Annotated in this window: 25 protein-coding genes; 11 read left to right on the forward strand and 14 right to left on the reverse strand. The window is 70.9% G+C overall.

Annotated features, from left to right (window positions below; genetic code table 11):
- Positions 1-11: 11 nt before the first annotated feature.
- The 4 genes from ADK67_RS45145 to ADK67_RS45160 are packed head-to-tail and all read left to right on the forward strand — an operon-like array spanning position 12 to position 3,470.
- On the forward strand, positions 12-1,073 hold the full coding sequence (locus ADK67_RS45145) for an ABC transporter substrate-binding protein (RefSeq protein WP_053722775.1): 1,062 nt from the start codon (positions 12-14) through the stop codon (positions 1,071-1,073).
- 21 nt (positions 1,074-1,094) lie between these two features.
- Positions 1,095-1,883: an ABC transporter ATP-binding protein gene (locus tag ADK67_RS45150; protein ID WP_053722776.1), complete on the forward strand. Its 789-nt coding sequence runs from the start codon at positions 1,095-1,097 to the stop codon at positions 1,881-1,883.
- Positions 1,870-2,742, forward strand: coding sequence for an ABC transporter permease (locus tag ADK67_RS45155; protein WP_053722777.1), 873 nt, complete (start codon positions 1,870-1,872; stop codon positions 2,740-2,742). The genes ADK67_RS45150 and ADK67_RS45155 overlap by 14 nt, the downstream gene beginning before the upstream one ends.
- A complete protein-coding gene (locus ADK67_RS45160; RefSeq protein WP_053722778.1) occupies positions 2,739-3,470 on the forward strand; it encodes a sirohydrochlorin chelatase in 732 nt (243 codons plus the stop codon). The genes ADK67_RS45155 and ADK67_RS45160 overlap by 4 nt, the downstream gene beginning before the upstream one ends.
- A gap of 106 nt (positions 3,471-3,576) precedes the next feature.
- Here ADK67_RS45160 and ADK67_RS45165 read toward each other — a convergent pair whose 3' ends face one another.
- From ADK67_RS45165 to ADK67_RS45175, 3 genes are read right to left on the reverse strand one after another with little or no spacing between them, the layout of a single operon-like run.
- Positions 3,577-4,398 carry an alpha/beta fold hydrolase gene (locus ADK67_RS45165; protein ID WP_053722779.1) on the reverse strand — a complete coding sequence of 274 codons (822 nt, stop codon included), beginning with the start codon at positions 4,396-4,398 and terminating at the stop codon, positions 3,577-3,579.
- Positions 4,399-4,450: 52 nt separating this feature from the next.
- Positions 4,451-4,924, reverse strand: coding sequence for a MarR family winged helix-turn-helix transcriptional regulator (locus ADK67_RS45170; RefSeq protein WP_231648687.1), 474 nt, complete (start codon positions 4,922-4,924; stop codon positions 4,451-4,453).
- Positions 4,921-5,544, reverse strand: a complete 624-nt coding sequence (locus ADK67_RS45175) for a DJ-1/PfpI family protein (RefSeq protein WP_053722780.1) — start codon at positions 5,542-5,544, stop codon at positions 4,921-4,923. The genes ADK67_RS45170 and ADK67_RS45175 overlap by 4 nt, the downstream gene beginning before the upstream one ends.
- Before the next feature lie 61 nt (positions 5,545-5,605).
- Between ADK67_RS45175 and ADK67_RS45180 the strand changes: the two genes are divergently transcribed.
- Positions 5,606-6,382 carry an enoyl-CoA hydratase-related protein gene (locus ADK67_RS45180; protein WP_053722781.1) on the forward strand — a complete coding sequence of 259 codons (777 nt, stop codon included), beginning with the start codon at positions 5,606-5,608 and terminating at the stop codon, positions 6,380-6,382.
- On the opposite strand, the gene ADK67_RS45185 is transcribed toward ADK67_RS45180, so the two are convergent.
- Genes ADK67_RS45185 through ADK67_RS45195 form a run of 3 tightly spaced genes read right to left on the reverse strand, consistent with a single transcriptional unit; the run spans position 6,379 to position 7,324 of the window.
- Positions 6,379-6,648, reverse strand: a complete 270-nt coding sequence (locus ADK67_RS45185) for a barstar family protein (RefSeq protein WP_053722782.1) — start codon at positions 6,646-6,648, stop codon at positions 6,379-6,381. The genes ADK67_RS45180 and ADK67_RS45185 overlap by 4 nt on opposite strands.
- Positions 6,645-7,076 (reverse strand): ribonuclease domain-containing protein, encoded by a 432-nt coding sequence (locus ADK67_RS45190; RefSeq protein WP_053722783.1) that lies wholly within the window; start codon positions 7,074-7,076, stop codon positions 6,645-6,647. Before ADK67_RS45190 ends, ADK67_RS45185 begins: the two co-directional genes overlap by 4 nt.
- 11 nt (positions 7,077-7,087) lie before the next feature.
- Complete coding sequence (locus ADK67_RS45195) at positions 7,088-7,324, reverse strand: hypothetical protein (protein WP_053722784.1); 237 nt, start codon at positions 7,322-7,324, stop codon at positions 7,088-7,090.
- A 68-nt stretch (positions 7,325-7,392) separates the two neighbouring features.
- On the opposite strand from ADK67_RS45195, the gene ADK67_RS45200 reads away from it, so the two are divergent.
- Positions 7,393-8,361: a zinc-binding dehydrogenase gene (locus ADK67_RS45200; protein WP_053722785.1), complete on the forward strand. Its 969-nt coding sequence runs from the start codon at positions 7,393-7,395 to the stop codon at positions 8,359-8,361.
- A 124-nt stretch (positions 8,362-8,485) separates the two neighbouring features.
- A complete protein-coding gene (locus ADK67_RS45205) occupies positions 8,486-9,928 on the forward strand; it encodes an amino acid permease (RefSeq protein ID WP_053722786.1) in 1,443 nt (480 codons plus the stop codon).
- On the opposite strand, the gene ADK67_RS45210 is transcribed toward ADK67_RS45205, so the two are convergent.
- Entirely contained in the window at positions 9,893-11,542 is a 1,650-nt protein-coding gene (locus ADK67_RS45210) for a DUF885 domain-containing protein (RefSeq protein WP_053722787.1), read from the reverse strand. The genes ADK67_RS45205 and ADK67_RS45210 overlap by 36 nt on opposite strands.
- Positions 11,543-11,559: 17 nt before the next feature.
- Complete coding sequence (locus tag ADK67_RS45215) at positions 11,560-12,597, reverse strand: NAD(P)H-dependent flavin oxidoreductase (RefSeq protein WP_053722788.1); 1,038 nt, start codon at positions 12,595-12,597, stop codon at positions 11,560-11,562.
- A gap of 137 nt (positions 12,598-12,734) precedes the next feature.
- On the opposite strand from ADK67_RS45215, the gene ADK67_RS45220 reads away from it, so the two are divergent.
- The gene (locus ADK67_RS45220) at positions 12,735-14,294 is read left to right on the forward strand and encodes an alkaline phosphatase D family protein (protein ID WP_053722789.1); all 1,560 of its coding nucleotides are present in this window, start codon (positions 12,735-12,737) and stop codon (positions 14,292-14,294) included.
- A gap of 51 nt (positions 14,295-14,345) precedes the next feature.
- On the opposite strand, the gene ADK67_RS45225 is transcribed toward ADK67_RS45220, so the two are convergent.
- Positions 14,346-15,815 (reverse strand): chitinase, encoded by a 1,470-nt coding sequence (locus ADK67_RS45225; protein WP_053722986.1) that lies wholly within the window; start codon positions 15,813-15,815, stop codon positions 14,346-14,348.
- A gap of 109 nt (positions 15,816-15,924) precedes the next feature.
- Here ADK67_RS45225 and ADK67_RS45230 point away from each other — a divergent pair, with 109 nt between their 5' ends.
- Together ADK67_RS45230 and ADK67_RS45235 are read left to right on the forward strand one after the other, a co-directional pair.
- Positions 15,925-16,350 (forward strand): HD domain-containing protein, encoded by a 426-nt coding sequence (locus tag ADK67_RS45230; RefSeq protein ID WP_053722790.1) that lies wholly within the window; start codon positions 15,925-15,927, stop codon positions 16,348-16,350.
- A 172-nt stretch (positions 16,351-16,522) separates the two neighbouring features.
- On the forward strand, positions 16,523-16,744 hold the full coding sequence (locus ADK67_RS45235; protein ID WP_053722791.1) for a hypothetical protein: 222 nt from the start codon (positions 16,523-16,525) through the stop codon (positions 16,742-16,744).
- 55 nt (positions 16,745-16,799) lie between these two features.
- Here ADK67_RS45235 and ADK67_RS45240 read toward each other — a convergent pair whose 3' ends face one another.
- Positions 16,800-17,375, reverse strand: a complete 576-nt coding sequence (locus ADK67_RS45240) for a Uma2 family endonuclease (protein ID WP_053722792.1) — start codon at positions 17,373-17,375, stop codon at positions 16,800-16,802.
- A 116-nt stretch (positions 17,376-17,491) separates the two neighbouring features.
- On the reverse strand, positions 17,492-19,339 hold the full coding sequence (lepA, locus tag ADK67_RS45245; protein WP_053722793.1) for a translation elongation factor 4: 1,848 nt from the start codon (positions 19,337-19,339) through the stop codon (positions 17,492-17,494).
- Between the two features lie 116 nt (positions 19,340-19,455).
- Here lepA and ADK67_RS45250 point away from each other — a divergent pair, with 116 nt between their 5' ends.
- Positions 19,456-19,890 (forward strand): type II toxin-antitoxin system PemK/MazF family toxin, encoded by a 435-nt coding sequence (locus tag ADK67_RS45250; protein WP_053722794.1) that lies wholly within the window; start codon positions 19,456-19,458, stop codon positions 19,888-19,890.
- A 10-nt stretch (positions 19,891-19,900) separates the two neighbouring features.
- Here the strand turns inward: ADK67_RS45250 and ADK67_RS45255 are convergent, their stop codons facing one another.
- Genes ADK67_RS45255 through ADK67_RS45265 form a run of 3 tightly spaced genes read right to left on the reverse strand, consistent with a single transcriptional unit; the run spans position 19,901 to position 23,332 of the window.
- A complete protein-coding gene (locus ADK67_RS45255; protein ID WP_053722795.1) occupies positions 19,901-20,743 on the reverse strand; it encodes a transglutaminase family protein in 843 nt (280 codons plus the stop codon).
- 1 nt (position 20,744) lies between these two features.
- Positions 20,745-21,689, reverse strand: a complete 945-nt coding sequence (locus ADK67_RS45260; RefSeq protein ID WP_053722987.1) for an alpha-E domain-containing protein — start codon at positions 21,687-21,689, stop codon at positions 20,745-20,747.
- Complete coding sequence (locus ADK67_RS45265) at positions 21,689-23,332, reverse strand: circularly permuted type 2 ATP-grasp protein (RefSeq protein WP_053722796.1); 1,644 nt, start codon at positions 23,330-23,332, stop codon at positions 21,689-21,691. Before ADK67_RS45265 ends, ADK67_RS45260 begins: the two co-directional genes overlap by 1 nt.
- Positions 23,333-23,442 lie beyond the last annotated feature (110 nt).

A 23,442-nucleotide genomic window follows, 5' to 3' on the forward strand; every position in this document is an offset into this window, starting at 1 on the left:
GTCTCGCGATCGTGAGCACCCAACGCCGCTTCCTGACCACCTCACTGGCAGTACTGACCGCACTCACGGCACTCGCGGGGTGCTCCCGCGTGGACCGCGGTGACGAGACCGCCGCCGGCGCCCAGGACCAGGGCGCCGCGGCGGAGGTCCGCCTCGGCTACTTCCCCAACGTCACCCACGCCGCCGCGCTGATCGGCGTGGACAAGGGCTTCTTCGCCAAGGAACTCGGCTCCACCAAGCTCACCACCCAGACGTTCAACGCCGGCCCCGACGCGGTCAACGCGCTGCTCGGCAGCTCGCTGGACGTGACGTTCATCGGCTCCGGCCCGGCCATCAACGCCTACGCCAAGTCCAACGGCGAGGCGGTTCGGCTGGTCTCCGGCGCCACGTCGGGCGGCGCGCAGCTCGTGGTCAAGCCCGAGATCACCTCGCCGGCCGACCTGAACGGCAAGGTCCTCACCACCCCGCAGCTGGGCAACACGCAGGACGTCGCGCTGAAGAAGTGGCTGGCCGACGAGAAGCTCGACGTGCAGGTGACCAACGTCGAGAACTCGCAGTCGCTGGACCTGTTCAAGCGCGGCGACATCCAGGGCGCGTGGGCGCCCGAGCCGTGGTCGTCGCGGCTGGTGCTGGACGCGGGCGCGAAGGTGCTGCTGGACGAGGAGTCCCTGTGGGAGGGCGGGAAGTTCCCGACCACGGTGATCCTCGTGCGGGCGAAGTTCCTGAAGGAGCACCCGCAGACGGTCGAGGCGCTGCTGCGCGGCCACCTCGCGGCCACGGACTTCGCGCTCAACGACAAGGTCGAGGCCAAGCAGGTCGTCAACAACGCGTTGAAGCAGCTCACCGGCAAGGCGCTGGGCGACCCGGTGCTGGACCGGGCGTTCGACAACATCGAGCTGACGCTGGACCCGCAGGCCAAGAGCTTCCCGCGGTTGGCGCAGGACGCGGTGACCGCCGGCGTGACCAAGGAGGCCGCGAACGTGGCCGGTCTCGCCGATTTCACCCTGCTGAACAAGGTGCTCTCGGCGGCGGGCAAGCCGACCGTGGACACCGCCGGGCTGGACAAGAAGTAACTCGAGGAAGGCAGGCACACCATGACCGCCACGCTTGAGACCCCAGCGGCCGTGTCCGACGTGGACGCCGCGGTGACCTTGTCCGGGGTGCGGAAGGTCTTCGGCCACGGTCCGGCCGGCGTCGTCGCGCTCGACGGCGTCGACCTGTCGGTCGCCCCGGGCGAGTTCGTGTGCCTGCTCGGCGCGTCCGGCTGCGGCAAGTCGACCTTGCTGAACCTGGTCGCCGGGCTGGACGCGCCCACCTCGGGCCACATCGAGCTGACCACGTCGCGGCCCGCCGTGATGTTCCAGGAGGCCGCGCTCATGCCGTGGCTGACCGCGGCGCGCAACGTCGAGCTGCCGTTGCGGCTGGCGGGGCTGAAGCGGGGACCGCGGCGGGAGAAGGCCAGCGAGCTGCTGTCGCTGGTGCGGCTGGTCGGCGCGGGCCACAAGCGCCCGCACGAGCTGTCCGGCGGCATGCGGCAGCGCGTGGCCCTGGCGCGGGCCCTGGCGTCCACGCTGGGCAGCGCCGAGGACGGCACGCCCGGCCTGCTGCTGATGGACGAGCCGTTCGCCGCGCTGGACGCCATCACCCGCGACGTGCTCCAGGCGGAGCTGGTGCGGGTGTGGCGGGAGACGTCGACGGCGATCCTGTTCGTCACGCACGACGTGCGCGAGGCCGTGCGGCTGGGCCAGCGGGTCGTGCTGCTGTCCTCCCGTCCCGGCCGGGTGGTGCGCGAGTGGTCCACCGTGGACTGCGACGAGCCCGCCGTGATCGAGGACATCACGACCCACCTGCGAGAGGTGATCAGCGGACATGCCGCAGCTTGACACGGACCTCGCGGCGGTCGGCGCCGGGCTGGACGCGCTCGACGCGCCGTCGGAGGAGCGGCGGCCGTCGTTGCGCAAGCGGTTCGTGCGCACCGCCGTGCCGCCGCTGATCGCCTTCGCCCTGCTGCTCGGCGTGTGGCAGGCGTTGTGGGCGCTGGCGTTCTGGCCGGAGTACCAGCTGCCGTCGCCCGGCTCGGTGTGGGCGGCGGTGGTCGAGGCGGTCGAGACCGGTCGGGCGTTCGAGGTGCTGTGGACCTCGGTCAGCCGCGCGGTGCTCGGGTTCCTCACCGCCGTGGTGATCGCCACGCCGCTGGGCCTGCTGATCGCCAAGGTTCGGGTGGTGCGGGCGGCCATCGGGTCGTTGCTGACCGGTCTGCAGTCGCTGCCGTCGGTGGCGTGGGTGCCCGCGGGCATCCTGTGGTTCGGCGCGACGCCCGCGACCATCTACTTCGTCGTGCTGATGGGTTCGGTGCCGTCGATCGCGAACGGCCTGGTGTCGGGCGTCGACCAGATCCCGCCGCTGCTGCCGCGCGTCGGCCAGGCGCTGGGCGCCGGTCGGATGGCGGCGGCCCGGCACATCCTGCTGCCCGCCGCGCTGCCGGGTTACCTGGCCGGGTTGAAGCAGGGGTGGGCGTTCTCGTGGCGGTCGCTGATGGCGGCGGAGATCATCGCCACGTCGCCGCAGCTCGGCGAGGGGCTGGGGCAGTACCTGCACAACGGGTCGGCGTTGAACGACATCTCGATGGTGATCGCGGCGATCTTCCTGATCCTGCTGGTCGGTGTGGGCATCGAGCTGCTGGTGTTCCGGCCGTTGGAGCGGGCGGTGTTGCGCGCGCGCGGATTGACGGGCGCCCTGTGACCGCGTTGGTGGCCGTGGCGCACGGCAGTCGTGATCCGCGTTCGGCGGCCGTGGTGCACGAGTTGTTGGACGTGGTGCGGGCGTTGGCGCCGTCGGTGGACGTGCGCGGGTCCTTTTTGGACCTTTCCGTGCCGCTGCTGGGTGATGTGCTGCGCGGTGCGTACGCGGACGGCCACCGTTCGGCCGTGGTGGTGCCGTTGTTGCTGGGCAAGGCTTTCCACGCGCGGGTGGACGTGCCGAGCGCCGTCGCGGACGCCCGGCTGCCCGGCTTGGACGTGACGATCGCCGACGTGCTCGGCCCGGACCCCCGCCTGGAGTCGGCGGCCCTGCGTCGCCTGGCCTCGGTCGGCGTCCGCTCCCGCGACCGCACGCTCGGCGTGATCCTGGCCGGCGCCGGCTCGTCCCACGCCCCGGCGAACGCCCTGGTGTCCTCCATCGCCGCCCGCTGGGCCGCCGGGTCCGGCTGGGCGGGCGTCGAGGCCGCCTTCGCCTCCGCCGCCACGCCCGACGTGCCCACCGCGGTGGCCCGCCTGCGCGCGCAGGGCGCCCGCCGCATCGCCGTGGCGTCGTGGTTCCTGGCCCCGGGCTTCCTCCCGGACCGCGTGACCCGCCTGGCCGGCCCGGACGCCCTCATCGCCCCACCCCTGGGCCCGGACCCTGAAGTGGCCGAACTGATCCTCCACCGCTACCACTCGGCCCTCACCTCGCCCCTGGCCCAAACCGCCTGACCCCGCGAGAGTCCTACGCTCAGGTCGCGCGAGTCCTACGTTCAGAACGCGCGTGTCCTACGTTCAGGACACCCGAGTTCAACGCTCAGAACGTCGTGAGCCGCCGTCAGCCCGCGACCCGGGTCAGCCAGGAACGCAGCTCCGACGCCACCGCCACCGGTGCGTCGAGCTGGATCAGGTGCCCCGCCCGGTCGACGCGGGTGAGGGCGGCGCCGGGAATGCCGGCGGCGAGCCGTTCCCCGGTGGCCAACGGGATCCAGGTGTCCTCGACGCCCCACAGGACGGTCACCGGGATGTCGACGCGGTCCAGCAGTGCCTCGTTCTCCACGAGGTAGCGCTCGTCGTACGCGGCGATCTGGCGGTAGAACGCCGGCTGGCCGACCTCGCCGAGCCAGGGCGCGGTGAGGTCGGCCAGGTCGTCCTCGTGCAGCCCGCGGTGGCTCGCGTTGCCGATGTACGCCCTGACCAACGCCTCGTGGATGTACGGCGGCACGCGCGCGAGCACGTCCGGGTGCTCCTGCACGAGCCGGAAGAACGGCGAGCCGGACGGCGGGATCGCCACGACGTCGGCCAGCAGGAGCGACGCGAACGGCACCTCGTGCACCAGGTGGGCGCGCAGCGAGACCGCGCCGCCGTAGTCGTGCGCGACGACGTGCGGCCGGTCCAGCTCCCAGTGCGCGAGCAGCGCTGTGAACGCCTCCGCCTGGACCCCGAAGTCCACGGCGTGCCCGGCGTCCTTCGACGAACGGCCGTAGCCGGGCATGTCCCACAGGTGCACGGTGAAGTCGCCGCTCAACGCCTCGGCGAACGGCCGCCACAGCCACGACGACCACGGCGTCCCGTGGCAGAACACCACCGCGGGTCCCGAGCCCGCACGGCCCCAGGCGATGCGCCGCCCTTCCCACTCGAACGTCTCGCCGAGATCCATGTCCTCACGGTAGGGCGTCGCACCGGCGCGGGCAGGCCGGCGTGACGTCCGGTCAGGCGTCGCCCGTGGGCCACTCGTCCGCGTCCAGCGCCTCGACCAGGCGTTCCATCACCTTGAGCGTGGTGCGCAGGTCGTCCGGGTCCACCTGGGCCGAGATGCGGTTGGTGAAGGCGTGCTGGGCCTGGGCCAGGCTGGACACGGCCGCGTAGCCCGCCTCCGTGGGGCGGAACAGCTTGGCGCGCTTGTGCGCCGGGTTGGGCAGGTACTCGGCCAGCCCCTTCGCCACCAGCAGGTCGGCGATGCGCTGCACGCTCTGCCTCGTCAGGCTCATCTCCCGGGCGATGCCCGACACCGGCAACGGCTGCCGCAGCACGGCGCCCAGCACCTGCCACCACGCGGCGGTCAGGCCGACCGGCTTCGTCATCACCTCCGCCGCCTCCAGGAAACCGCCGTAGAGGCGGAACGTGCGCATGATGACCTCGGTCAGGACGTCCCCCGCCTCCGTGCGGGGCTCGACCTCGCTCACGACACCGCAGCGACGAGCTTGCCGAACCACGCCGGGTCGCCCGTCCGGTACAGCCCGTACCACGCGTCCAGCACGGCGGGCTCGTACAGGTCCAGCTCCACGAAGATCTCCCGCGCGAACTCCAGCGCCGACGCCGCACCGGCCGTGATCAGGCCGTCGGCCCGCACCGCGCGCTCGGAGCTGAAGAACTCCGAACCGGTGTACCCCGGCACGGACGCGAGCTGCTCGACCGCGTTGCCGCCGTGCGCACGCGAGTTCAGCAGGCCCTCGGCGGCCAGGCCGATCGTCGCGCCGCAGATCGCCGCCACCGGCACGCCCGCGTCCAGCCAACGCCGCGCCGCCGCCGCGAACACCGCGTTGTCGCCGCTCTCCCACGTGTCCGCGCCGGGCAGGATCAGCATCGCGCTGTCCGCCGGGTCGACGTCGGCGAGCGCCAGGTCGGGCGTGATCCGCAGGCCGCCGATGGACGTCACCGGGTCGAGCGTCGCGCCGACGGTCCGCACCCGGTACCGACCGGGCACCTTCTGGAACTGCGGCGTGTTGATCTGCGCGGTCGCGTACCCGAACTCCCAGTCGGCCAGCGTGTCGTAGAGGGCGAGGTGAACCGTCTTCGTCGTCATGACAGTATCCTGTCATTTTGACAGCACACTGTCAAACAACGCGGATCGTAGAGTGCGACCCATGGCAGACGAGCTGGTCCACTACGAGGTGCGGCGTGGCATCGCGACGATCACGCTGGACTCACCCCACAACCGCAACGCCCTGTCCGCGCGCCTGCGCGCCGAGCTGACCGGGCACCTCCGGACCGCCACGGCCGACGACGCCGTGCGCGTGATCGTGCTGAGCCACACCGGACCGGTGTTCTGCTCGGGCATGGACCTCAAGGAGGCGGGCGGCGCGAGCGCCGACCAGCAGGGGGTCAACGAGTTCCCGGCGATCCTGGAACAGCTGTGGACCAGCCCGAAGCCCGTGGTCGCCCGGCTGGCCGGCCCGGCACGCGCGGGCGGCGTCGGCCTGGTCGCGGCGTGCGACATCGCGGTCGCGGTGGACACGGCCACGTTCGCGTTCAGCGAGGTCCGCATCGGCGTGGTGCCCGCCGTCATCTCGGTGACCGTGCTGCCCCGCCTGCTGCCCCGTGCCGCGCACGAGCTGTTCCTGACCGGCGAGACGTTCGCCGCGCCGAGGGCCGTCGCCATCGGCCTGATCAACTCGGCCGTGCCCGCCGACGACCTCGACGCCGAGGTCACCCGCTACACCGACATGCTCGCGCTGGGCGCGCCGAACGCCCTGGCGGCCACCAAGCGGATGCTCCAGGAGCCTCGCTCCAGCGACCTGGGCCAAGTGTTCGCCGACATGCTGGCCCTGTCCGCACGGCACTTCGGCGGTCCCGAGGGCCAGGAGGGCATCGCCGCGTTCGTGGGCAAGCGCAAGCCGTCGTGGGTTCCCGAACAGGACTAGTCGGTGTAGACGACGGTCAGCACGCGGTCGCCCAGTTCGGCGGTGCGTGCTGCCGCGTCGGCCAGCACGGCCTGCACGTCGGCGTCGCCGCCTTCCCACTCCAGCACGTGCTCGCCCTCGGGCAGCCACGACAGGTCGGTCAGGCAGTCGTACAGCGCGTCCAGGTTGTGCCCGAACCAGTCGGGGAAGCTCAACGCGTCCGCGATGGCCCCGATGGCCGCCTTCTTCGAGCGCGCACCCCGGCGCACCACGTGCCGGTAGGTCATCCGGTCACGTCCACGACGACGAACGACTCGTAGTGGTCAGCCGTGTAGTACACCTCGTCGGACGACCCGGTCACGAGCCGGCGCGCGCCGCGGTCGTCGCTGCCCGGTGTCGGCACGGTGTACTCCCGGTAGTAGTCGGCGGGTTTGGCGGGCAGCAGCTTCTCGCGGTTCTGGAACGTCACGCCGTCGTTGCGCGGGTGCGGGAACGGCCCGCCCCGGCCGATCAGCTCCCACGTGGTCTTGACCTGCGCGGGCAGGCTCGACAGCGGCTCGACCGGCAGCCCCGAGTCCGCGCCGGGCACCGTGGCGGAGGCCGACGGCGGGGCCGGGTCCGACGACGTGCCGGTGAGGTCCTTGACGAAGTAGCCGACCACGACCAGCGCGATCAGGCCGAGCAGTGCGACGGAGAGCCGCCGGGCGGGAGTCACGCTCGCAGAGCCTACGAAGGCTTGCCCGCGTCCACCTTCCGGGGCTCGTCCGCGTCACCTGGCCGGTCGACCTTGGGCACCGGGTTGAACCTGGTCGAGGCGTTGTCCACGACGCGGTCGATCAACCGGGCCAAGCCCAGGCACGACGGCAGCAGCACGCACATGAGCAGCGCGAACTGGAACGGGAACGCCAGCTGCGCCAGCCACAGCTCGACCCCGTCCCACCACTGCTCGAACGCGTCAACCACACCGGCGAGCCTAGTCCCGTGACGTGCTTCACCGCACACGGATCTCTACCACTCGGTAAGTTGCCCGCATGTTCGCCGTCTACGCAGCCGAGCCGAGCCCGTCAGACCCGATCGCCGCCCTGCGCGTGGGCGAGCGGCCGGAACCCGAGGTGCCGGAGGGCTGGGTGAAGGTGGCCGTCCGGGCGGCGAGCCTGAACATGCACGACCTGTGGACGCTGCGCGGCGTGGGGATCAAGCCGGAGCTGTTCCCGATGATCCTGGGCTGCGACGGCGCGGGCGTGCTGGAGGACGGCACGGAGGTCGTGCTGCACTCGGTGATCGGCGACCCGGACTGGTCCGGCGACGAGACGCTGGACCCGCGCCGCACGCTGCTCACCGAGAAGCACCAGGGCACGTTCGCGGAGCACGTCGTCGTCCCGAAGCGCAACGTGCTGCCGAAGCCGTCGGGGCTGAGCTTCGCCGAGGCGGCGTGCATGGGCACGGCGTGGCTGACCGCGTACCGGATGCTGTTCGTGAACTCGGGGCTGCGGCCGGGCCAGACGATGCTGGTGCAGGGCGCGTCCGGCGGTGTCTCGACGGCGTTGGTGCAGCTGGGCCGTGCGGCGGGCTTCCGGGTCTGGGTGACCGGCCGCAGCGAGGAGAAGCGCGCGTTGGCCTCCAGTCTGGGCGCGCACCAGGTGTTCGAGTCCGGCGCGCGGCTGCCGGAACGCGTGGACGCGGTGTTCGAGACCGTCGGCAAGGCCACTTGGTCGCACTCGATGAAGGCGCTGAAGCCGGGCGGCACGGTGGTCATCTCGGGGGCGACCAGCGGTGACGCGTCGGTGGCCGAGCTGCCGCGGTTGTTCTTCCTGCAGCTGCGGGTGGTCGGCTCGACCATGGGCACGCGCGCGGAGCTGGCCGACCTGCTGGCGTTCTGCGACCTGACGGGCCTGCGCCCGCAGATCGGCGCCCAGCTGCCGTTCGAACGGGTCGAGGAGGGTTTGCGCGCGATGCTCGACGGCGAGACCGCGGGCAAGATCGTCTTCACCCGAAGCTGAGCTCCGAAGCCCAACCGTCCATCCGGACAAAAAATCCGGCCTCGAATGGTGTGATCGAACAAACCCGGTGACAGTTGACCGGCGTAGGTTCGCCGCACACCAATCCACCGAGGGAGCTGGGCGAATGACGGTGCAGGACGGATTCGGCCGTGGCAGCGGCGTGTTCCGCCGCAAGCCGATCGAGCAGATCAGCGACGAGAAAACGGCGCTGACCCGGACATTGGGGCTCTGGCAACTCACCGCGATCGGCATCGGCGGCATCATCGGAGCGGGCATCTTCTCGCTGGCCGGCGCCGTGGCGAACAAGACCGCGGGCCCCGCCGTGCTGATCTCGTTCCTGGTGGCGGGCATCGCGAGCGCCGCCGCCGCGTTCTCCTACGCGGAGTTCGCGGGGCTGATCCCCAAGGCGGGCTCCGCCTACACCTACGGCTACGCCGTGCTCGGCGAGATCGTCGGCTGGTTCATCGGCTGGGACCTCCTGCTGGAGTACACCGCGATCGTGGCCGTGGTGGCGATCGGCATCAGCGGCTACTTCAACGAGTTGCTGAACCTGCTCGGCATCGACCTGCCGGTGTGGATGCTCGGCGCGCCCGGCACCGAGACCGGTGACGTCGCGGCGGGCAGCTACAAGGTCAACCTGTTCGCCGTGCTGCTGTGCCTGCTGATCGCGTTCGTGCTCAACATGGGCATGAAGAACGCGGCCCGCTTCGAGACGACCCTGGTGTACTTGAAGGTCGCCGTGGTGCTGCTGGTGATCGTGGTCGGCGCGTTCCACATCGACACCGGCAACTACAACCCGTTCTTCCCGTTCGGCATCTCCGGCGCGCTCACCGGCGCGGCCACGGTGTTCTTCGCGGTGTTCGGCTACGACGCGATGAGCACGGCCGCCGAGGAGTCCAAGGACTCCCAGAAGCACATGCCGAAGGCGATCATCTACTCGCTGGCCATCTCGATGGTGCTGTACGTGCTGGCCTGCCTCGTGCTCACCGGCATGGTGAACTTCAAGGACGTGGACGCGGAGAGCGCGTTCGCCTCGGCGTTCAGCGACATCGGCCTGCCGGCGTTGGGCATCATCATCTCGGTCGGCGCGGTGCTGGGCATCACGACCGTGCTGTTCACGTTCCTCATGGGCGCGGCGCGGGTCGGCTACTCGATGTCGCGTGACGGCCTGCTGCCGAAGTGGTTCGCCAAGACGCACCCGGTCAAGCACGTGCCGACGCGCACGACGTGGGTGCTCGGTGTCGCGTCCGCCGTCATCGCGGGCTTCCTGCCCATCGCCGAGGCCGCCGAGCTGACCAACATCGGCATCCTGCTGGCGTTCGTGGTGGTCTGCGTCGCGGTGATCGTGCTGCGGTACAAGCAGCCCGACCTGCCGCGCACGTTCAAGACGCCGGGCATGCCGGTCGTGCCGATCATCGGCGTGGTGTTCTCGCTGTGGCTGATCACGTTCCTGGCGCCGGAGACCTGGCTGCGCTTCGCCGTCTGGTTCGGCATCGGGCTGGTCGTGTACTTCGCCTACAGCAGGCGCAGGTCAGTGCTCAACAACCCCTCGAACACCGAGGACTGAGCCGCACCACTCGTCGACCACGTCGGCGAGCACGGCCATCGGCAGCGGCCCGCCGCTCAGCACGAGGTCGTGGAACGCCTTGATGTCGAAGCGGTCGCCCAGCCTCCGCTCCGCCTCACCGCGCAGGCGCTGGATCTCCAGCCGCCCCACCATGTAGGACAGCGCCTGCGCGGGGTTCTCGATGTACCGGTCGACCTCCGAGAAGATGTCGACGTCCGGCATGACGGCGTTGGCGCGCAGGTAGTCCACGGCCTGCTGCCGCGTCCAGCGCAACGCGTGCAGACCGGTGTCCACCACCAGGCGCGCGGCGCGCAGCGAGTCGCCCGACAGCATCCCGAGCCGCGCCACGTCGTCGCTGTAGAGGCCCATCTCGTCGGCCAGCCGTTCGGCGTAGAGCGCCCAGCCCTCCAAGTACGCCTCGATGGACGCGAACCGGCGCAGCAGCGGCAGGTCGTCGAGCCGCTGGGCCAGCGCGATCTGGAAGTGGTGGCCCGGCACGCCCTCGTGGAACGCGGTCGACTCGGCGCTGAACCGCTCGCGCAGCTCGGACTGGTGGGTGTTGACGAAGTAGGTGCCCGGCCGGGAGCCGTCCATCGCCGGGTCCATGTAGTAGGCCAGCGGCGCGTTCGGGGCTTCCGCCTCCGGCACCACGTCGACCTCGCACCGCGCCTGCGGCACCGTGCCGAACCAGTCGCCCGAGACCTCCTCGGCACGCGCGATACACGCCGAGGCCAACGCCACCATGTCCTCGGCGCCGCTCCACCGCAGCTCCGGGTCGGCGAGCAGGCGGGCGCGCACGCCGGCGGCCGTGGTCGGGCCGAAAACCCGGCCGCCGACCTCCTCGTACTCCCGGTCGAGCTCCTCGATGAGGTTCAGGCCGATCCGGTGCAGCTCCTCGGGCGTGTGGCCGGTCGTGGTGTACATGCGGACCAGGTCCGCGTAGATCAGGTCGCCGTCGGGCAGCCAGCACAGGCCGGGCCGGTCCTCGCCGCGACCGCGGTCGACCACCTCGGCGCGCAGGAAGTCGCGGTAGCGGGTGACCGCGGGGCGCACGGTCTCGTGCAGCAGTCGTGCGCACACCGCGGCGTACGGGCTGTCGTGCAACGGCGTGCCGAGCGGGTCGTCGCCATCGGCCAGGTAGCGGTCGACGCGGTCGATGGCGGCTTCCACCAGGTGTCTCAGCGGACGTCGGGTCGAGTCGCGCTGTCTTCGGGTGAGCGCGTCCAGGTAGCCGGGCAGCGACGACAGCCGGGTCAGGTACGCCTGCCGTGCCCGGTCGTCCGTCGGGCGGACCAGCGGCAACGCCCCGAGCAGGACCGCCAACGGCGCGGTGAGCCCTTCGGCGTGGGTGTGCTCGACCAGGTTCGCGTCCAGCCGGTGCACCAGGCCCCACGCCTGCTGCACGACCACCGCACGCGTCACCGGGTCGTCGTCCACCGCGCGCGCCCGCCGCGCCACGTCCTCGGCGCGAGCGCGCAGCACGCGTCCGCCCTCGGTGCTCGGATCCGGCAGCCGGTCGTCCCAGCCCGGGATGCCGAGCAGCGTCGCCATGACGGGATCGGCGTCCAGGACCAGGGTCAGCATCTCGTCGGCGAGCTCGCGCGCGGTGGTCACGTCGCCATTCTGTGGTGCTACACCGGTGAAATGCGCGTGATCGCGACGGAAAGGGCTTGGCGCGCCTCGGCGACCAGCCTGGCCACCACGTCGGCGGCCGGGGCCGGTCGGACCAGCGCGTAGGTCTGCCCGGCCCACAACGACATCAGCTCCGGGTCGCCGGTCGCGCGCACCGGCCGGGTCAGGTGGTGCACCTCCGGGTACGCGGCGGGCGCCTGCTCCTGGTTCTCCACCAGGAACCTGTTCACCAGGCCCCGCGCCGGACGTCCGCTGAACGCCCTGGTCAACGCGGTGCGCCGGGTGCCTTCGGCGAGGGCCTGGCGGTGTGCGGCGGACGTGCCCGCCTCCGGCGTGGCCAGGAACGCGGTGCCGAGCTGCGCCGCGACCGCGCCCGCGGTGATCACCGCGGCCACGTCCGCGCCGTGCACCAGGCCGCCGGCGGCGATCAGCGGCAGGTCCACCTTGGCGCGGACCAGCCGCAGCGCGGCCAGCACCCCGAACAGCTCGCCGCCGCCGGGCGAGACGCCGTCGTCGGCGAACGTGCCGCGGTGGCCGCCCGCCTCACTCCCCTGCACGCACAACGCGTCCGCGCCGATCTGCGCCGCCTGCGCGGCTTCGTGCGGTGTGGTGACCGTGACGACGACCGTGGAGCCGGCCGCGTGCAGCCGGTGCACGTCCTCGCGGTTCGGCAAGCCGAACGTGAACGAGACCACCGGAACGCGCAGCGCCATCACGAGTTCGAGCTTGGCGGCGTAGGAATCGTCGTCCCACCGCGGTTCGCCCGGCTCGGTCGGCGACTGCGCCTTGACGCGGTCGCGGTAGCCGGACAGGTCGGTGGTGGACCGGGGACCGGGCACGAACAGGTTCACCCCGAACGGCCGGTCGGTCAGCGCGGTGGTCGCGGTGATCTGCTCGGCGACCGCCTCGACGGACAGGTAGCCGGCGGCCAGGAACCCGAGGCCGCCCGCCCGGCCGACCTCGGCCACGAGCGCGGGTGTGGACGCCCCACCGGCCATCGGTGCGGCGATGACGGGCACTTCGAGTCGGTCCAACATGGCGCCGACCCTAACCCGCGCCACCGCTGTGGTCACGTATCGGCAGGTCGACGACGTTCTCACGCAAAACGGCGATGTCCGTGCCCGCCGGGCGGGACAACCGGCAACCTCCGCGGCCACCACACCGTCGTAAGGACATGCCCAACACCCACCCGCGGCGGGACGCGTTGCGGCTCGGCGCGTTCGCCGGCGTCGCGCTGCTCGCGCCCGCGCTGCCCGCGTCGTCCGCCGAAGCCTCGACCCCGCACTTCCGGCACGGCGTCGCGTCCGGTGATCCGCTGCCGGAACGGGTCGTCCTGTGGACCCGCGTCACGCCCACCGCGGACAGCACGCCCGGTTCCGGCGCGGGTCCGACCGTGGTTGTCGGCTACGAAGTGGCCAAGGACGCCCAGTTCCGCCAAGTCGTCCGGCGCGGCGAGGTCGTCACCGGCCCCGACCGCGACCACACGGTCAAGCTGGACGTCGGCGGCCTGCGGCCCGGCTGCTGGTACTTCTACCGCTTCAGCTTCGACGGCGGCCACTCCCCCGTGGGCCGCACCCGCACCGCGCCCGCCCACCACGCCGAGGTCGACGAGCTGCGGTTCGGCGTCGTCTCCTGCTCCAGCTGGGTCGCGGGCCGCTTCGCCGCCTACCGGCACCTCGCCGAGCGCGGCGACCTCGACGCCGTCGTGCACCTGGGCGACTACCTGTACGAGGACTACATCGGCACGCGGTCCCGCACCCACGAGCCGCCGGGCGAGGCGGTGTCGCTGACCGACTACCGGGTCCGCCACGCCCAGTACAAGACCGACCCCGACCTCCAGCACCTGCACGCCACCTACCCGTGGATCATCACGTGGGACGACCACGAGTGGGCGGAGAACGCCTGGTCCGGCGGATCACCCGACCACGACGAGACCACCGAGGGCACGTGGGCGGGCCGCCGTGCCGCGGCCATGCGCGCCTACCACGAGTGGATGCCCGTGCGGCTCGACGGCGACCGGGTCTACCGCCGGCTCCGCTTCGGCACGCTCGCCGAGCTGACCATGCTGGACCTGCGCAGCTACCGCAGCAGGCAGGTCGACCCGAGCCAGGTGGACGACCCCGGCCGCACGCTCACCGGTCCGGACCAGCTGGCGTTCCTGCGCGACGGCCTGCTGCACACCGACGTCCAGTGGAAGCTGATCGGCAACCCGGTGATCTTCTCGCCGCTGCTCATCCCGCCGGTGCCGCAGGCGGGCGCCGTGGCGCAGCTGGTCGGGCCGACGATCAACAACGACCAGTGGGACGGCTACCCGCACGACCGCGACGCGGTGATCGCGCTGCTGGCCGAGCACGACGTGCGCGACACCGTGTTCCTCACCGGTGACGTGCACAGCTCGTGGGCGTTCGACGTGCCGGTGGACGAGGCGCTGTACCCGCCGACGAAGACCGTCGCCACCGAGCTGGTCGTCCCGTCGGTCACCTCGGACAACATCGACGAGCTCACCGGCTCGCCGCCGCGCACCACGTCGTTGGCGATCGAGGCCGCGCTGGTCGGGCTTAACCGGCACCTGAAGTGGGTGGAGCTGGACTCGCACGGCTACACCGTGCTGGACGTGCGGCGCGAGCACGTGCGGATGAACTGGTACTTCCTGGCCGACCGGACCAGCTCCGACAGCCCGGCCGCACTGGCGAAGACGGTGACCGTGCCGTCCGGCGCGCAACGCGTCGGGTAGCGCCGGCGCCGTCCCTCCCGTGGCGCGACGGGAGGGACGGCGTCCGCCGCGCTACGGCAGCGTGTCCAGGTGCGGCGCCACCGCGTTGGCGAACTGCCAGTTGTTGGAGGCGTCCCAGTTGATCGACCACGTCATCGCGCCGCGGATGCCCGGCCAGGTCTGCGCCGGCTTGAACGCACCGCAGTTCGTGCCCTTGGCCAGGCAGTCGAGCGCCCGGTTCACGTTGGCGGGCGACTGGTAGCCGCCGCCCGCGCCGGACGGCGAGGCGGGCAGGCCGAGGCCGACCTGGTCGGGGCGCAGGCCGTTCTGCAGCTGGATGCAGGCCAGCGCGACCAGGAAGTCCACGGTGCCCTGGGCGTAGACCTTCTGGTCGCAGCCGAGCATCGTGCCGGAGTTGTAGTACTGCATGTTGACCACGGTGAGGATGTCCTTCACCGCCAGCGCCAGCTTGAAGTACTCCGCGCCGGTGGACTGCATGTCGATGGTCTGCGGCGCCATCGCGATGACCTTGCCGCCGCCCGCGTGGATCGCGCGCAACGCCTGCGCCATGTAGGTGGCGTTGACGCCGTTCTCCAGGTCGATGTCCACGCCGTCGAACCCGTAGTTCGCGATCAGGGTCTTGACGCTGTTGGCGAAGTTGGTCGCCGCGGTGGAGTTGCCGACGCTGATCGTGCCCTTCTCGCCACCGACGGAGATGATCACCTTCTGGCCGCGCGCCTTCAGCGTGCGGACGTCGGCCTTGAACTGCGCGTCGGTGTAGCCGCCGAGCTTGCTCGACAACGTCGGGTCGAGGTTGAACGCCACCGCGCCCGGCGTGGTGGTGGCGTCGGCGAACGCGATGGCCACGATGTCGTACGTGGTGGGCACGTCGGCGAGCTTGAGCAGGCGCGAGCCGTTGTCGAAGTTGTGCCAGTAGCCGGTGAGCGCGTGCTTGGGCAGCGACGGGTCCGGGTTGCCGGGCGTCGTCGTGGTCGTGGTGGTGCTCGTCGTGGTGGTGCTGGTGGTGGTCGTCGTGCTCGTCGGCGGGGTGCCCGGGCCGTCGAGGCTCACGTCGTCGGCGTAGAAGGTGGGCTGGCCGTACCAGCCGTGCAGGTAGATGGTGACGCTGCTGCTCGCGCCCGTGGTGAAGTCGATCGAGAGCTGGCTGAAGCCCGCCGAGCCGGGCGTCCACGTGCTCTTGTCGCCGCTGCCGGTGCCGGTCACGCCGAGGTACACGTAGCTGCCCTGCACCCACGCGGACAGCTTGTAGGCGGTGTTGGCCTGCACGGAGATCGTCTGCGAGCAGCGCGCGTTGTCCTGGCCCGCGGGGGCGCCCGCCATGGCGTGCGTGCCGCTGCGCTTGGTCGTGGTCGCCGCCGTCGCCGCGGCACTGCAGGTCCACCCGCCCGTGCCGCCCTCGAAACCTGGGTTGGCGACCAGGTTGGCGGCCGACGCGCTGCCCACCACGACCAGGGTCAGGCCCGCGATGGCCAGCACACCCGCCAGCACCGCGCCCAGTGCGCGTCTCGTCCTCGAAACCACGTCCACCTCCACGTTCTCGTCGGCGGCCAAAGCCCAGCACAGGTGACGTGGGCCACTCGAAAAATGGACTAGACCACTGGTGCTTGTCAAGGGTGTGAACAATGATCCGATGACGTTCACCGTTGATGACGCGATCCGCATCGCGCGAGCGGCCCACGAGGGGCAGGTCGACAAGTCCGGCCAGCCGTACATCAGCCACCCGCTGCGGGTGATGGGGCGGGTGTCCGGCGAGCACGCGCGCATGGCGGCCGTGCTGCACGACGTCGTCGAGGACACCGCCGTCACCGCCGACGACCTGCTGGCCGCCGGGTGCCCGCCGGAGGTGGTCGCGACCGTGCTCGCGCTGAGCCACCGTGACGGCGAGGCGCAGGAGGACTACCTGGCGCGGGTGCTGGCCGACCCGGTCGCGGTGGAGGTGAAGCGGGCCGACATCGCCGACAACACGTCACCGCCCCGCCTCGCGCTGCTCGACCCGGCCACCCAGGACCGGCTGCGGGCGAAGTACTCGAAGGCCCTCGACATCCTCGGGCGGTGAGGTGGAGTTGCCTGCGCCGTTACCCGGCCGACGTCTCCGGCGGGGTGCTCACGCGGGCGTTGACGTGGCCGTGACAGTTGCGGCGGAGATCACGCCCGATTTGGCGGCGCAGGGCCCTGACGTGCGGCAAGATAGTAGGTGAACCGATACAGAGAGACGACCGAAAGGCGACATGACCAACCCTCTGAAGACCGTTCGCACGTACCTCGCCACCCGGCGGCAGCTCCGCAAGCGCGAAGCGGACCTGACCCGCGAACTGGCCGCCTACGACACCCCGAGCGCCCGGATGGACATGGAAGCCATCCTCGCCCGGCACTCGAGCCACGAGGCGCGTGAGATCGAAGCGATCCTCCGCCGCCACGCGCTCAGCGGCATGCTCCGCAACCACAGCTGAGCAGCCACACCCCTTCGAGGGCCTTCAGAACAGGGACGTTCTGAAGGCCCTTCCGTCATTCCACGGGCCGGTTGTACAGGGTGCCGAGCAGTTGCGCAGGCACAATCCGCACCGGGAACGGCAGCGTCGCGTCGAACGGGTCCTCCCCTTTCACATCGGCCACCTGTCCGTAGCAACCATCGGCGTCGAGTTCGAACACGGTGAGCTTGGGGTCCTGCGGATCGATGATCCAGTAGCTGCGCACCCCCATCCGCTCGTAGGCCGCTTTCTTGGTGTTGAGGTCGTTCAGCGCGGTACTCGGCGACAGCACCTCCACCGCAAGTAGCGGTGCGACAGGCAGCAGCTTGTCGGTCAGATCCGCATCCCTGGCCACGAGAAGGTCGGGCTGCAGCTCAATCGACTCGGACGTCCGCACTGAGAAGGGTGCGGAAAACACGTGCAAGTCGTCCGGGCATCGCAGCTCCATGAACATGCCGAGCCTCAAGACGACCTTCTGGTGCCGAGCGCCGGGAGCTGGACTCACGAGCAGCATCCCGTCGATGAGCTCATAACGCCGGCCATCATCTGGCATCCCTCCAAGGTCCTCGACCGTGTAGGGACGTCCGCCTTGGTCATGAGCCATGACCGTCATGGTCCCCTCCTTCCGGTTGGTGCGCCAACCATGGCGGAGGGGATCCCCGAAAACAGCGATCCGCGCCGACCAGTCACCCGAAGATGTTCCGGTCGGCGCGGATTTGGCCGGTGGTACTACTTCTTGCCCTTGTCCTTGCCGCCGGAGTCGTCGGTGGACAGCGCGGCGACGAAGGCTTCCTGGGGGACCTCGACGCGGCCCACCATCTTCATCCGCTTCTTGCCTTCCTTCTGCTTCTCCAGCAGCTTGCGCTTACGCGTGATGTCGCCGCCGTAGCACTTCGCGAGCACGTCCTTGCGGATGGCGCGGATCGTTTCGCGGGCGATCACCCGGGCGCCGACGGCCGCCTGAATGGGCACCTCGAACTGCTGCCGCGGGATCAGCTCGCGCAGCTTCGAGGCCATCCTGGTGCCGTAGGCGTAGGCGTAGTCCTTGTGCACGATCGCGCTGAACGCGTCCACCGGCTCGCCCTGCAACAGGATGTCGACCTTCACCAGCTCGGCGTCCTGCTCGCCCGACTCCTCGTAGTCCAACGACGCGTAACCGCGCGTGCGCGACTTCAGGGCGTCGAAGAAGTCGAAGATGATCTCGCCGAGCGGCATGGTGTAGCGCAGCTCGACGCGGTCCTCGGACAGGTAGTCCATGCCGCCCAGCTGGCCGCGCTTGGCCTGGCACAGCTCCATGATCGCGCCGATGTACTCGCTCGGCGCGATGATCGTGCACCTGGTGACCGGCTCGTACACCTCGGCGCGCTTGCCGTCCGGCCAGTCGGACGGGTTGGTCACCACGTGCTCGGTGCCGTCGTCCATGACGACGCGGTAGACGACGTTGGGCGCGGTGGAGATCAGGTCGAGGCCGAACTCGCGCTCCAGCCGGTCGCGGGTGATCTCCAGGTGCAGCAGGCCGAGGAAGCCGCACCGGAAGCCGAAGCCCAGGGCGGCCGACGTCTCCGGCTCGAACGTCAGCGCGGCGTCGTTGAGCTGCAGCTTCTCCAGCGCCTCGCGCAGGATCGGGTAGTCCGAGCCGTCCACCGGGTACAGGCCGGAGTAGACCATCGGGCGCGGCTCGCGGTAGCCGGCCAGCGGCTGCGTGGCGCCGTTCTTCTCCGCCGTGACGGTGTCGCCGACCTTCGACTGGCGCACGTCCTTCACGCCGGTGATGAGGTAGCCCACCTCGCCGACGCCCAGGCCGACGCTCGGCTTCGGCTCGGGCGAGATGATGCCCACTTCCAGCAGCTCGTGGGTCGCGTTGGTCGACATCATCCGGATCCGCTGGCGCGGGGTGATCTTGCCGTCGACCACGCGGATGTAGGTGACCACGCCGCGGTAGGTGTCGTACACCGAGTCGAAGATCATCGCGCGGGGTGGCGCGTCGGCGTCGCCGACCGGCGCGGGCACGCGCTTGACGACCTCGTCCAGCAGCGCGCCGACGCCGAGGCCGGTCTTGGCCGAGACGCGCAGCACCTCCTCGGGCTCGCAGCCGACGATGTGCGCGAGCTCCTTGGCGTACTTGTCCGGGTCCGCCGCGGGCAGGTCGATCTTGTTCAGCACCGGGATGATGGTGAGGTCGTTCTCCATCGCCAGGTACAGGTTGGCCAGCGTCTGCGCCTCGATGCCCTGCGCGGCGTCGACCAGCAGCACGGTCCCCTCGCACGCCTCCAGGGCGCGGGAGACCTCGTAGGTGAAGTCGACGTGACCCGGCGTGTCGATCATGTGCAGCACGTGGTCCTGGCCGTCGACCTGCCACGGCAGCCGCACGTTCTGCGCCTTGATGGTGATGCCGCGTTCGCGTTCGATGTCCATCCGGTCGAGGTACTGCGCGCGCATCGCCCGCGCGTCGACGACGCCGGTGAGCTGCAGCATGCGATCGGCCAGGGTCGACTTGCCGTGGTCGATGTGCGCGATGATGCAGAAGTTCCGGATCAGGTCCGGAGGCGTGAACGTCTGGTCGGCGAACGTGGTCACTCAGGTTCCTCGCACACGAAGGACGGGATCTGCCCATTTCAACTTAGGCACAGCATCTCATGTCACGCCGTCGTGGCGTTCCACGCGTGCGTGACCGAGGCCATAAGCTGCCCGCCGTGCGTGCGAACGGTGAAGACGCCCGCCCTTCGAGGGGCGCGGTGCGCGAGGTCCACACGGCCGCGGTGGCGGCGACCCTGGAGTACACCCCTGACCTGGACGGTCTGGCCGATCCGGGCGAGGTGGTGTGGGCCTGGGTGCCCTTCGAGGAGGACCCGAGCCGCGGCAAGGACCGGCCGCTGCTGGTCGTGGGCCGCCACCGCCGGGCGCTGCTCGGCCTGATGCTGACCAGCAAGACCCCCGACCGGCACGAGCTGGACGACTGCCTCGACCTGGGCTCGGGCCGCTGGGACCGCGACGGCAGGCATTCCTACCTGCGGTTGGACCGGGTGTTCGAGCTGGACGAGGACGACATCCGCCGCGAGGGCTCGGTGCTGGAGCCGGAGCGGTTCTCGCTGGTCGTGGACGCGTTGCGCCGGCTGGGCTGGCGCTGAGGCAGGTGCCCTAGGCCAGCCTGGTGACGTCCACCGTGACCTCCAGCGCCGACGACGCACCGCCCGAGTAGATGCCCTTGAGCGGCGCGACGTCGGCGTAGTCACGGCCGTGCGCGACCCAGATGTGGCGTGGCCCGACCGGGATGGCGTTGGTCGGGTCGTAGCCCCACCAGCCGCCGGTCCACGCCTCGATCCACGCGTGGCTCTCGCCGCGCACCGTCTCGCGGATCTCGCCGTCCGGCTTCGTGTGCAGGTAGCCGGACACGTACCGGGCCGGGATGCCCATCGCGCGCAGCAGCACGAGCGTGAGGTGCGCGAAGTCCTGGCAGACGCCCTCACGGGCCTGCCACGCGTCGGTGGCCGAGCTGTGCACGCCGGTGGCGCCGGACCGGTACGTCAGCTGCTCGTGCACCCAGTGCGACGCGGCCAGCACCGCGTCGCTCAGACCGGCACCCCGCTTCAGCTCGCGCGCCACGGCGGCCAGCTCGCGGTCCCGCGGCACGTACGCCGTCCAGTCCAGGAACTCGGTGTACCGGTCGACCAGCGCGTCCGCCCGCAGGTCGGCCCACGTGCCGGTGCGCACGGGCTCCTCCTCCGCGCCCGTCTCCACCACCGAGGACGCCACGACCTTCAGCTCCGCGTGCGGCGCGTGCAGGTCGAACGACGTGACCTCGGTGCCCCAGTAGTCGGTGTACCGGTAGGCACGCGTGGCGGGCGTCGTCTCCACCCGGCTGACCACCACGTTCTGCCGCCGGTCGGCCCGCGGTGTCATCCGCGCCTCGTTGTACGACTGCGTCACCGGCAGCGCGTACCGGTACCCGGTGGTGTGCACGACCCGCACCCGCCACGACATGTCAGACCACCTCGGCGTTCGTCCAGGCGACCCAGGGCGCGGTGTGGAAGTACTGCTTCGACACGGCCTCGCCGACGTCGCGCACGGTGGCCTGCAGCGCCTTGAGCCGGCGCGGCAGGTCGTCGAGCAGGTCGTGCGGGCGCAGGAACTCCAGGTCGCTGCGCGCCCGGCCGAGCAGCCGCAACGCCTCGGCCCGCGCGCCGACGCGCACGGTGGGCTGGTGGTCGAGCTGCTCCAGGCACGCCTCGGCCTGCCTCAGCGCGTGGAACACCGAACGCGGGAACAGCCGGTCGAGCAGCAGGAACTGCACCACCCGTGAGGCGTCCATCGCGCCCCGGTACGTGCGCAGGTAGGTGTCGTGGGCCCCCGCCGACCGCAGCACCGTCACCCAGCCGGGCGAGGACGCCTTGTCGGCCACGCGGGACAGCAGCAGCCGCACGATCATGTCCACCCGCTCGACCGACCGGCCGAGGACCAGGAACCGCCAGCCGTCGTCGCGGCTCATCGTGGAGTCGGCCAGCCCGGCGAACATCGCCGCACGCTCCTCCACGAACGCGAAGAACGCGTGCGGCCCCATCACCCGCGCGTACGCCTGCCGTTCCCGCACCGCGTTGTACATCGCGTTGAGGCACTCCCACATCTCGGTGGAGACGACCTCGCGCGCGCCACGCGTGTTCTCCCGGGCGCTGTTGATCGACGCCACGATCGACCCCGCGTGGTCGGACGAGTAGGCCACCAGTTCGGTGAGCGACCACACGTCGAACGAGGCGTCGCCCGGCGCGTCGATGCCGAGCACGGCGAGCAGTTGGCGGCTGGTGGCGTCGGGGTCGACGGTGGCGTCCTCCAGCAGTTGGTGCACCGAGACGTCGAGGATGCGCGCCGTGTCGTCGGCGCGTTCGACGTACCGGCCGATCCAGTACAGGGACTCCGCGTTGCGAGCCAGCATCACGCCCCCTTTTCCTGCTGCTGTTGTTGCTGCTGTTGGGACGTGGTCAGCTCCGGTCCCTGCTCGGCGGCGGGCGACTCCACCGCCGACGTCGCCAGGCCCGGTTCGGCCAGCTCACGGTCCACGGTGGAGGAGCGGGCGGCGAGCACCCACGTGTCCTTGGACCCGCCGCCCTGCGAGGAGTTCACGATCAGGCTGCCCTCCGGCAGCGCGACGCGGGTCAGGCCGCCGGGCAGCACGAAGATCGAGTTGCCGTCGTTGACCGCGAACGGCCGCAGGTCGACGTGCCGGGGAGCCAGCCGGTCGCCGACCTTGGTCGGCACGGTGGACAGCTGCACCACCGGCTGCGCGATCCAACCCCTCGGGTTGGCCCGGATCGTCCGGCGCAGGGCGTTCAGCTCGCGCGTCGACGCCTGCGGGCCGAACACGATGCCGTAGCCGCCGGAGCCCTCCACCGGCTTGACCACCAGCTCGTCCAGGTGGTCGAGCACGTGCGCGCGTTCCTCGGGCAGCCAGCAGCGGAACGTGTCGACGTTGGGCAGCAGCGGCTTCTCGCCCAGGTAGTACTGCACGATCTCGGGCAGGTAGGTGTAGACGAGCTTGTCGTCGGCCACGCCGTTGCCGACCGCGTTGGCGATGACGACGTTGCCCGCGCGGGCCGCGTTGAGCAGCCCGGCCACGCCGAGCACGGAGTCCGGGCGGAAGTGCACGGGGTCGAGGAAGTCGTCGTCGATGCGCCGGTAGATGACGTCGACCTGCCGCTCGCCCTCGGTGGTGCGCAGGTAGACGACGTTGTCGCGGCAGAACAGGTCCCGGCCCTCGACCAGTTCCACGCCCATCTGCCTGGCCAGCAGGGAGTGCTCGAAGTAGGCGGAGTTCGCCACGCCCGGCGTGAGCACGACGACGTTCGGGTCGGCGGCGTTGGGCGCGGCGGCGTTGCGCAGCGCGCGCAGCAGGTGCACGGCGTAGTCGCCGACGGACCGGACCCGGTGCCGGGCGAACAGGTCCGGGAAGACCCGCGCCATCGTGCGCCGGTTCTCCATCACGTACGACACGCCCGACGGGCAGCGGAGGTTGTCCTCGAGGACGCGGAACGTGCCCGACTCGTCACGCACCAGGTCGACGCCGGAGACGTGCAGGCGCACGCCGTTGGGCGGCTTGAGCAGCGTGGCTTCCCGGTGGAAGTGCTCGCACGAGGTGATCAGCCGACGCGGCAGCACGCCGTCGCGCACGATCTGGGCGTCGCCGTAGATGTCGGCCAGGAACAGCTCCAGCGCCCGGACCCGCTGCACGATGCCGCGCTCCAGCTTCGACCACTCCGCCGCGGTGAGCACCCTGGGAATGAGGTCCAGCGGGAACGGCCGTTCCTGGCCGGACAGCGAGAACGTGATGCCCTGGTCGACGAACGCCCGGTCCAGCGCCTCGGACCGCGCGGTCAGCTCGGCGACCTGCGACGGCGCGATCGAGTCGTACAGCGCCCGGTACGCGCTGCGGACCGAGGAGTCCTCGCCGAACATCTCGTCGTACGCGTCGGCGTGCGGGCGGGCGGGGTCCAGGTAGCCGTCGAACAGCTCTCCGAGGCGCGCGACGGCGCGGGCCGGGGTGCGGCGCAGTCCTGACGTGCGTGCTCGGCTTCGCGTCATGGTCCACATCCTGACTACGTGAACGCCCGGAAAGCACTACCCCGACCACGGGAAGTTCAGGATGGAAACACCCCGGAAACATCCCCGGCGGCATCTCCGGGCCGGTCTCG

Origin of the sequence: Saccharothrix sp. NRRL B-16348 (assembly GCF_001280085.1) — a bacterium.
Lineage (GTDB): Bacteria > Actinomycetota > Actinomycetes > Mycobacteriales > Pseudonocardiaceae > Actinosynnema.

What these genes read in the sequence shown, in the direction of transcription:
- ADK67_RS45165 (WP_053722779.1), bottom strand. Translation starts at nt 4,398, where the DNA reads ATGGATCTCGGCGAGACGTTCGAGTGGGAAGGGCGGCGCATCGCCTGG.
- ADK67_RS45230 (WP_053722790.1), top strand. Translation starts at nt 15,925, where the DNA reads ATGACGTTCACCGTTGATGACGCGATCCGCATCGCGCGAGCGGCCCAC.
- ADK67_RS45255 (WP_053722795.1), bottom strand. Translation starts at nt 20,743, where the DNA reads ATGTCGTGGCGGGTGCGGGTCGTGCACACCACCGGGTACCGGTACGCG.
- ADK67_RS45150 (WP_053722776.1), top strand. Translation starts at nt 1,095, where the DNA reads ATGACCGCCACGCTTGAGACCCCAGCGGCCGTGTCCGACGTGGACGCC.
- ADK67_RS45200 (WP_053722785.1), top strand. Translation starts at nt 7,393, where the DNA reads ATGTTCGCCGTCTACGCAGCCGAGCCGAGCCCGTCAGACCCGATCGCC.
- ADK67_RS45155 (WP_053722777.1), top strand. Translation starts at nt 1,870, where the DNA reads ATGCCGCAGCTTGACACGGACCTCGCGGCGGTCGGCGCCGGGCTGGAC.
- ADK67_RS45175 (WP_053722780.1), bottom strand. Translation starts at nt 5,544, where the DNA reads ATGACGACGAAGACGGTTCACCTCGCCCTCTACGACACGCTGGCCGAC.
- ADK67_RS45265 (WP_053722796.1), bottom strand. Translation starts at nt 23,332, where the DNA reads ATGACGCGAAGCCGAGCACGCACGTCAGGACTGCGCCGCACCCCGGCC.
- ADK67_RS45260 (WP_053722987.1), bottom strand. Translation starts at nt 21,689, where the DNA reads ATGCTGGCTCGCAACGCGGAGTCCCTGTACTGGATCGGCCGGTACGTC.
- ADK67_RS45205 (WP_053722786.1), top strand. Translation starts at nt 8,486, where the DNA reads ATGACGGTGCAGGACGGATTCGGCCGTGGCAGCGGCGTGTTCCGCCGC.
- ADK67_RS45215 (WP_053722788.1), bottom strand. Translation starts at nt 12,597, where the DNA reads ATGTTGGACCGACTCGAAGTGCCCGTCATCGCCGCACCGATGGCCGGT.
- ADK67_RS45185 (WP_053722782.1), bottom strand. Translation starts at nt 6,648, where the DNA reads ATGACCTACCGGCACGTGGTGCGCCGGGGTGCGCGCTCGAAGAAGGCG.
- ADK67_RS45180 (WP_053722781.1), top strand. Translation starts at nt 5,606, where the DNA reads ATGGCAGACGAGCTGGTCCACTACGAGGTGCGGCGTGGCATCGCGACG.
- ADK67_RS45220 (WP_053722789.1), top strand. Translation starts at nt 12,735, where the DNA reads ATGCCCAACACCCACCCGCGGCGGGACGCGTTGCGGCTCGGCGCGTTC.
- ADK67_RS45240 (WP_053722792.1), bottom strand. Translation starts at nt 17,375, where the DNA reads ATGACGGTCATGGCTCATGACCAAGGCGGACGTCCCTACACGGTCGAG.
- ADK67_RS45235 (WP_053722791.1), top strand. Translation starts at nt 16,523, where the DNA reads ATGACCAACCCTCTGAAGACCGTTCGCACGTACCTCGCCACCCGGCGG.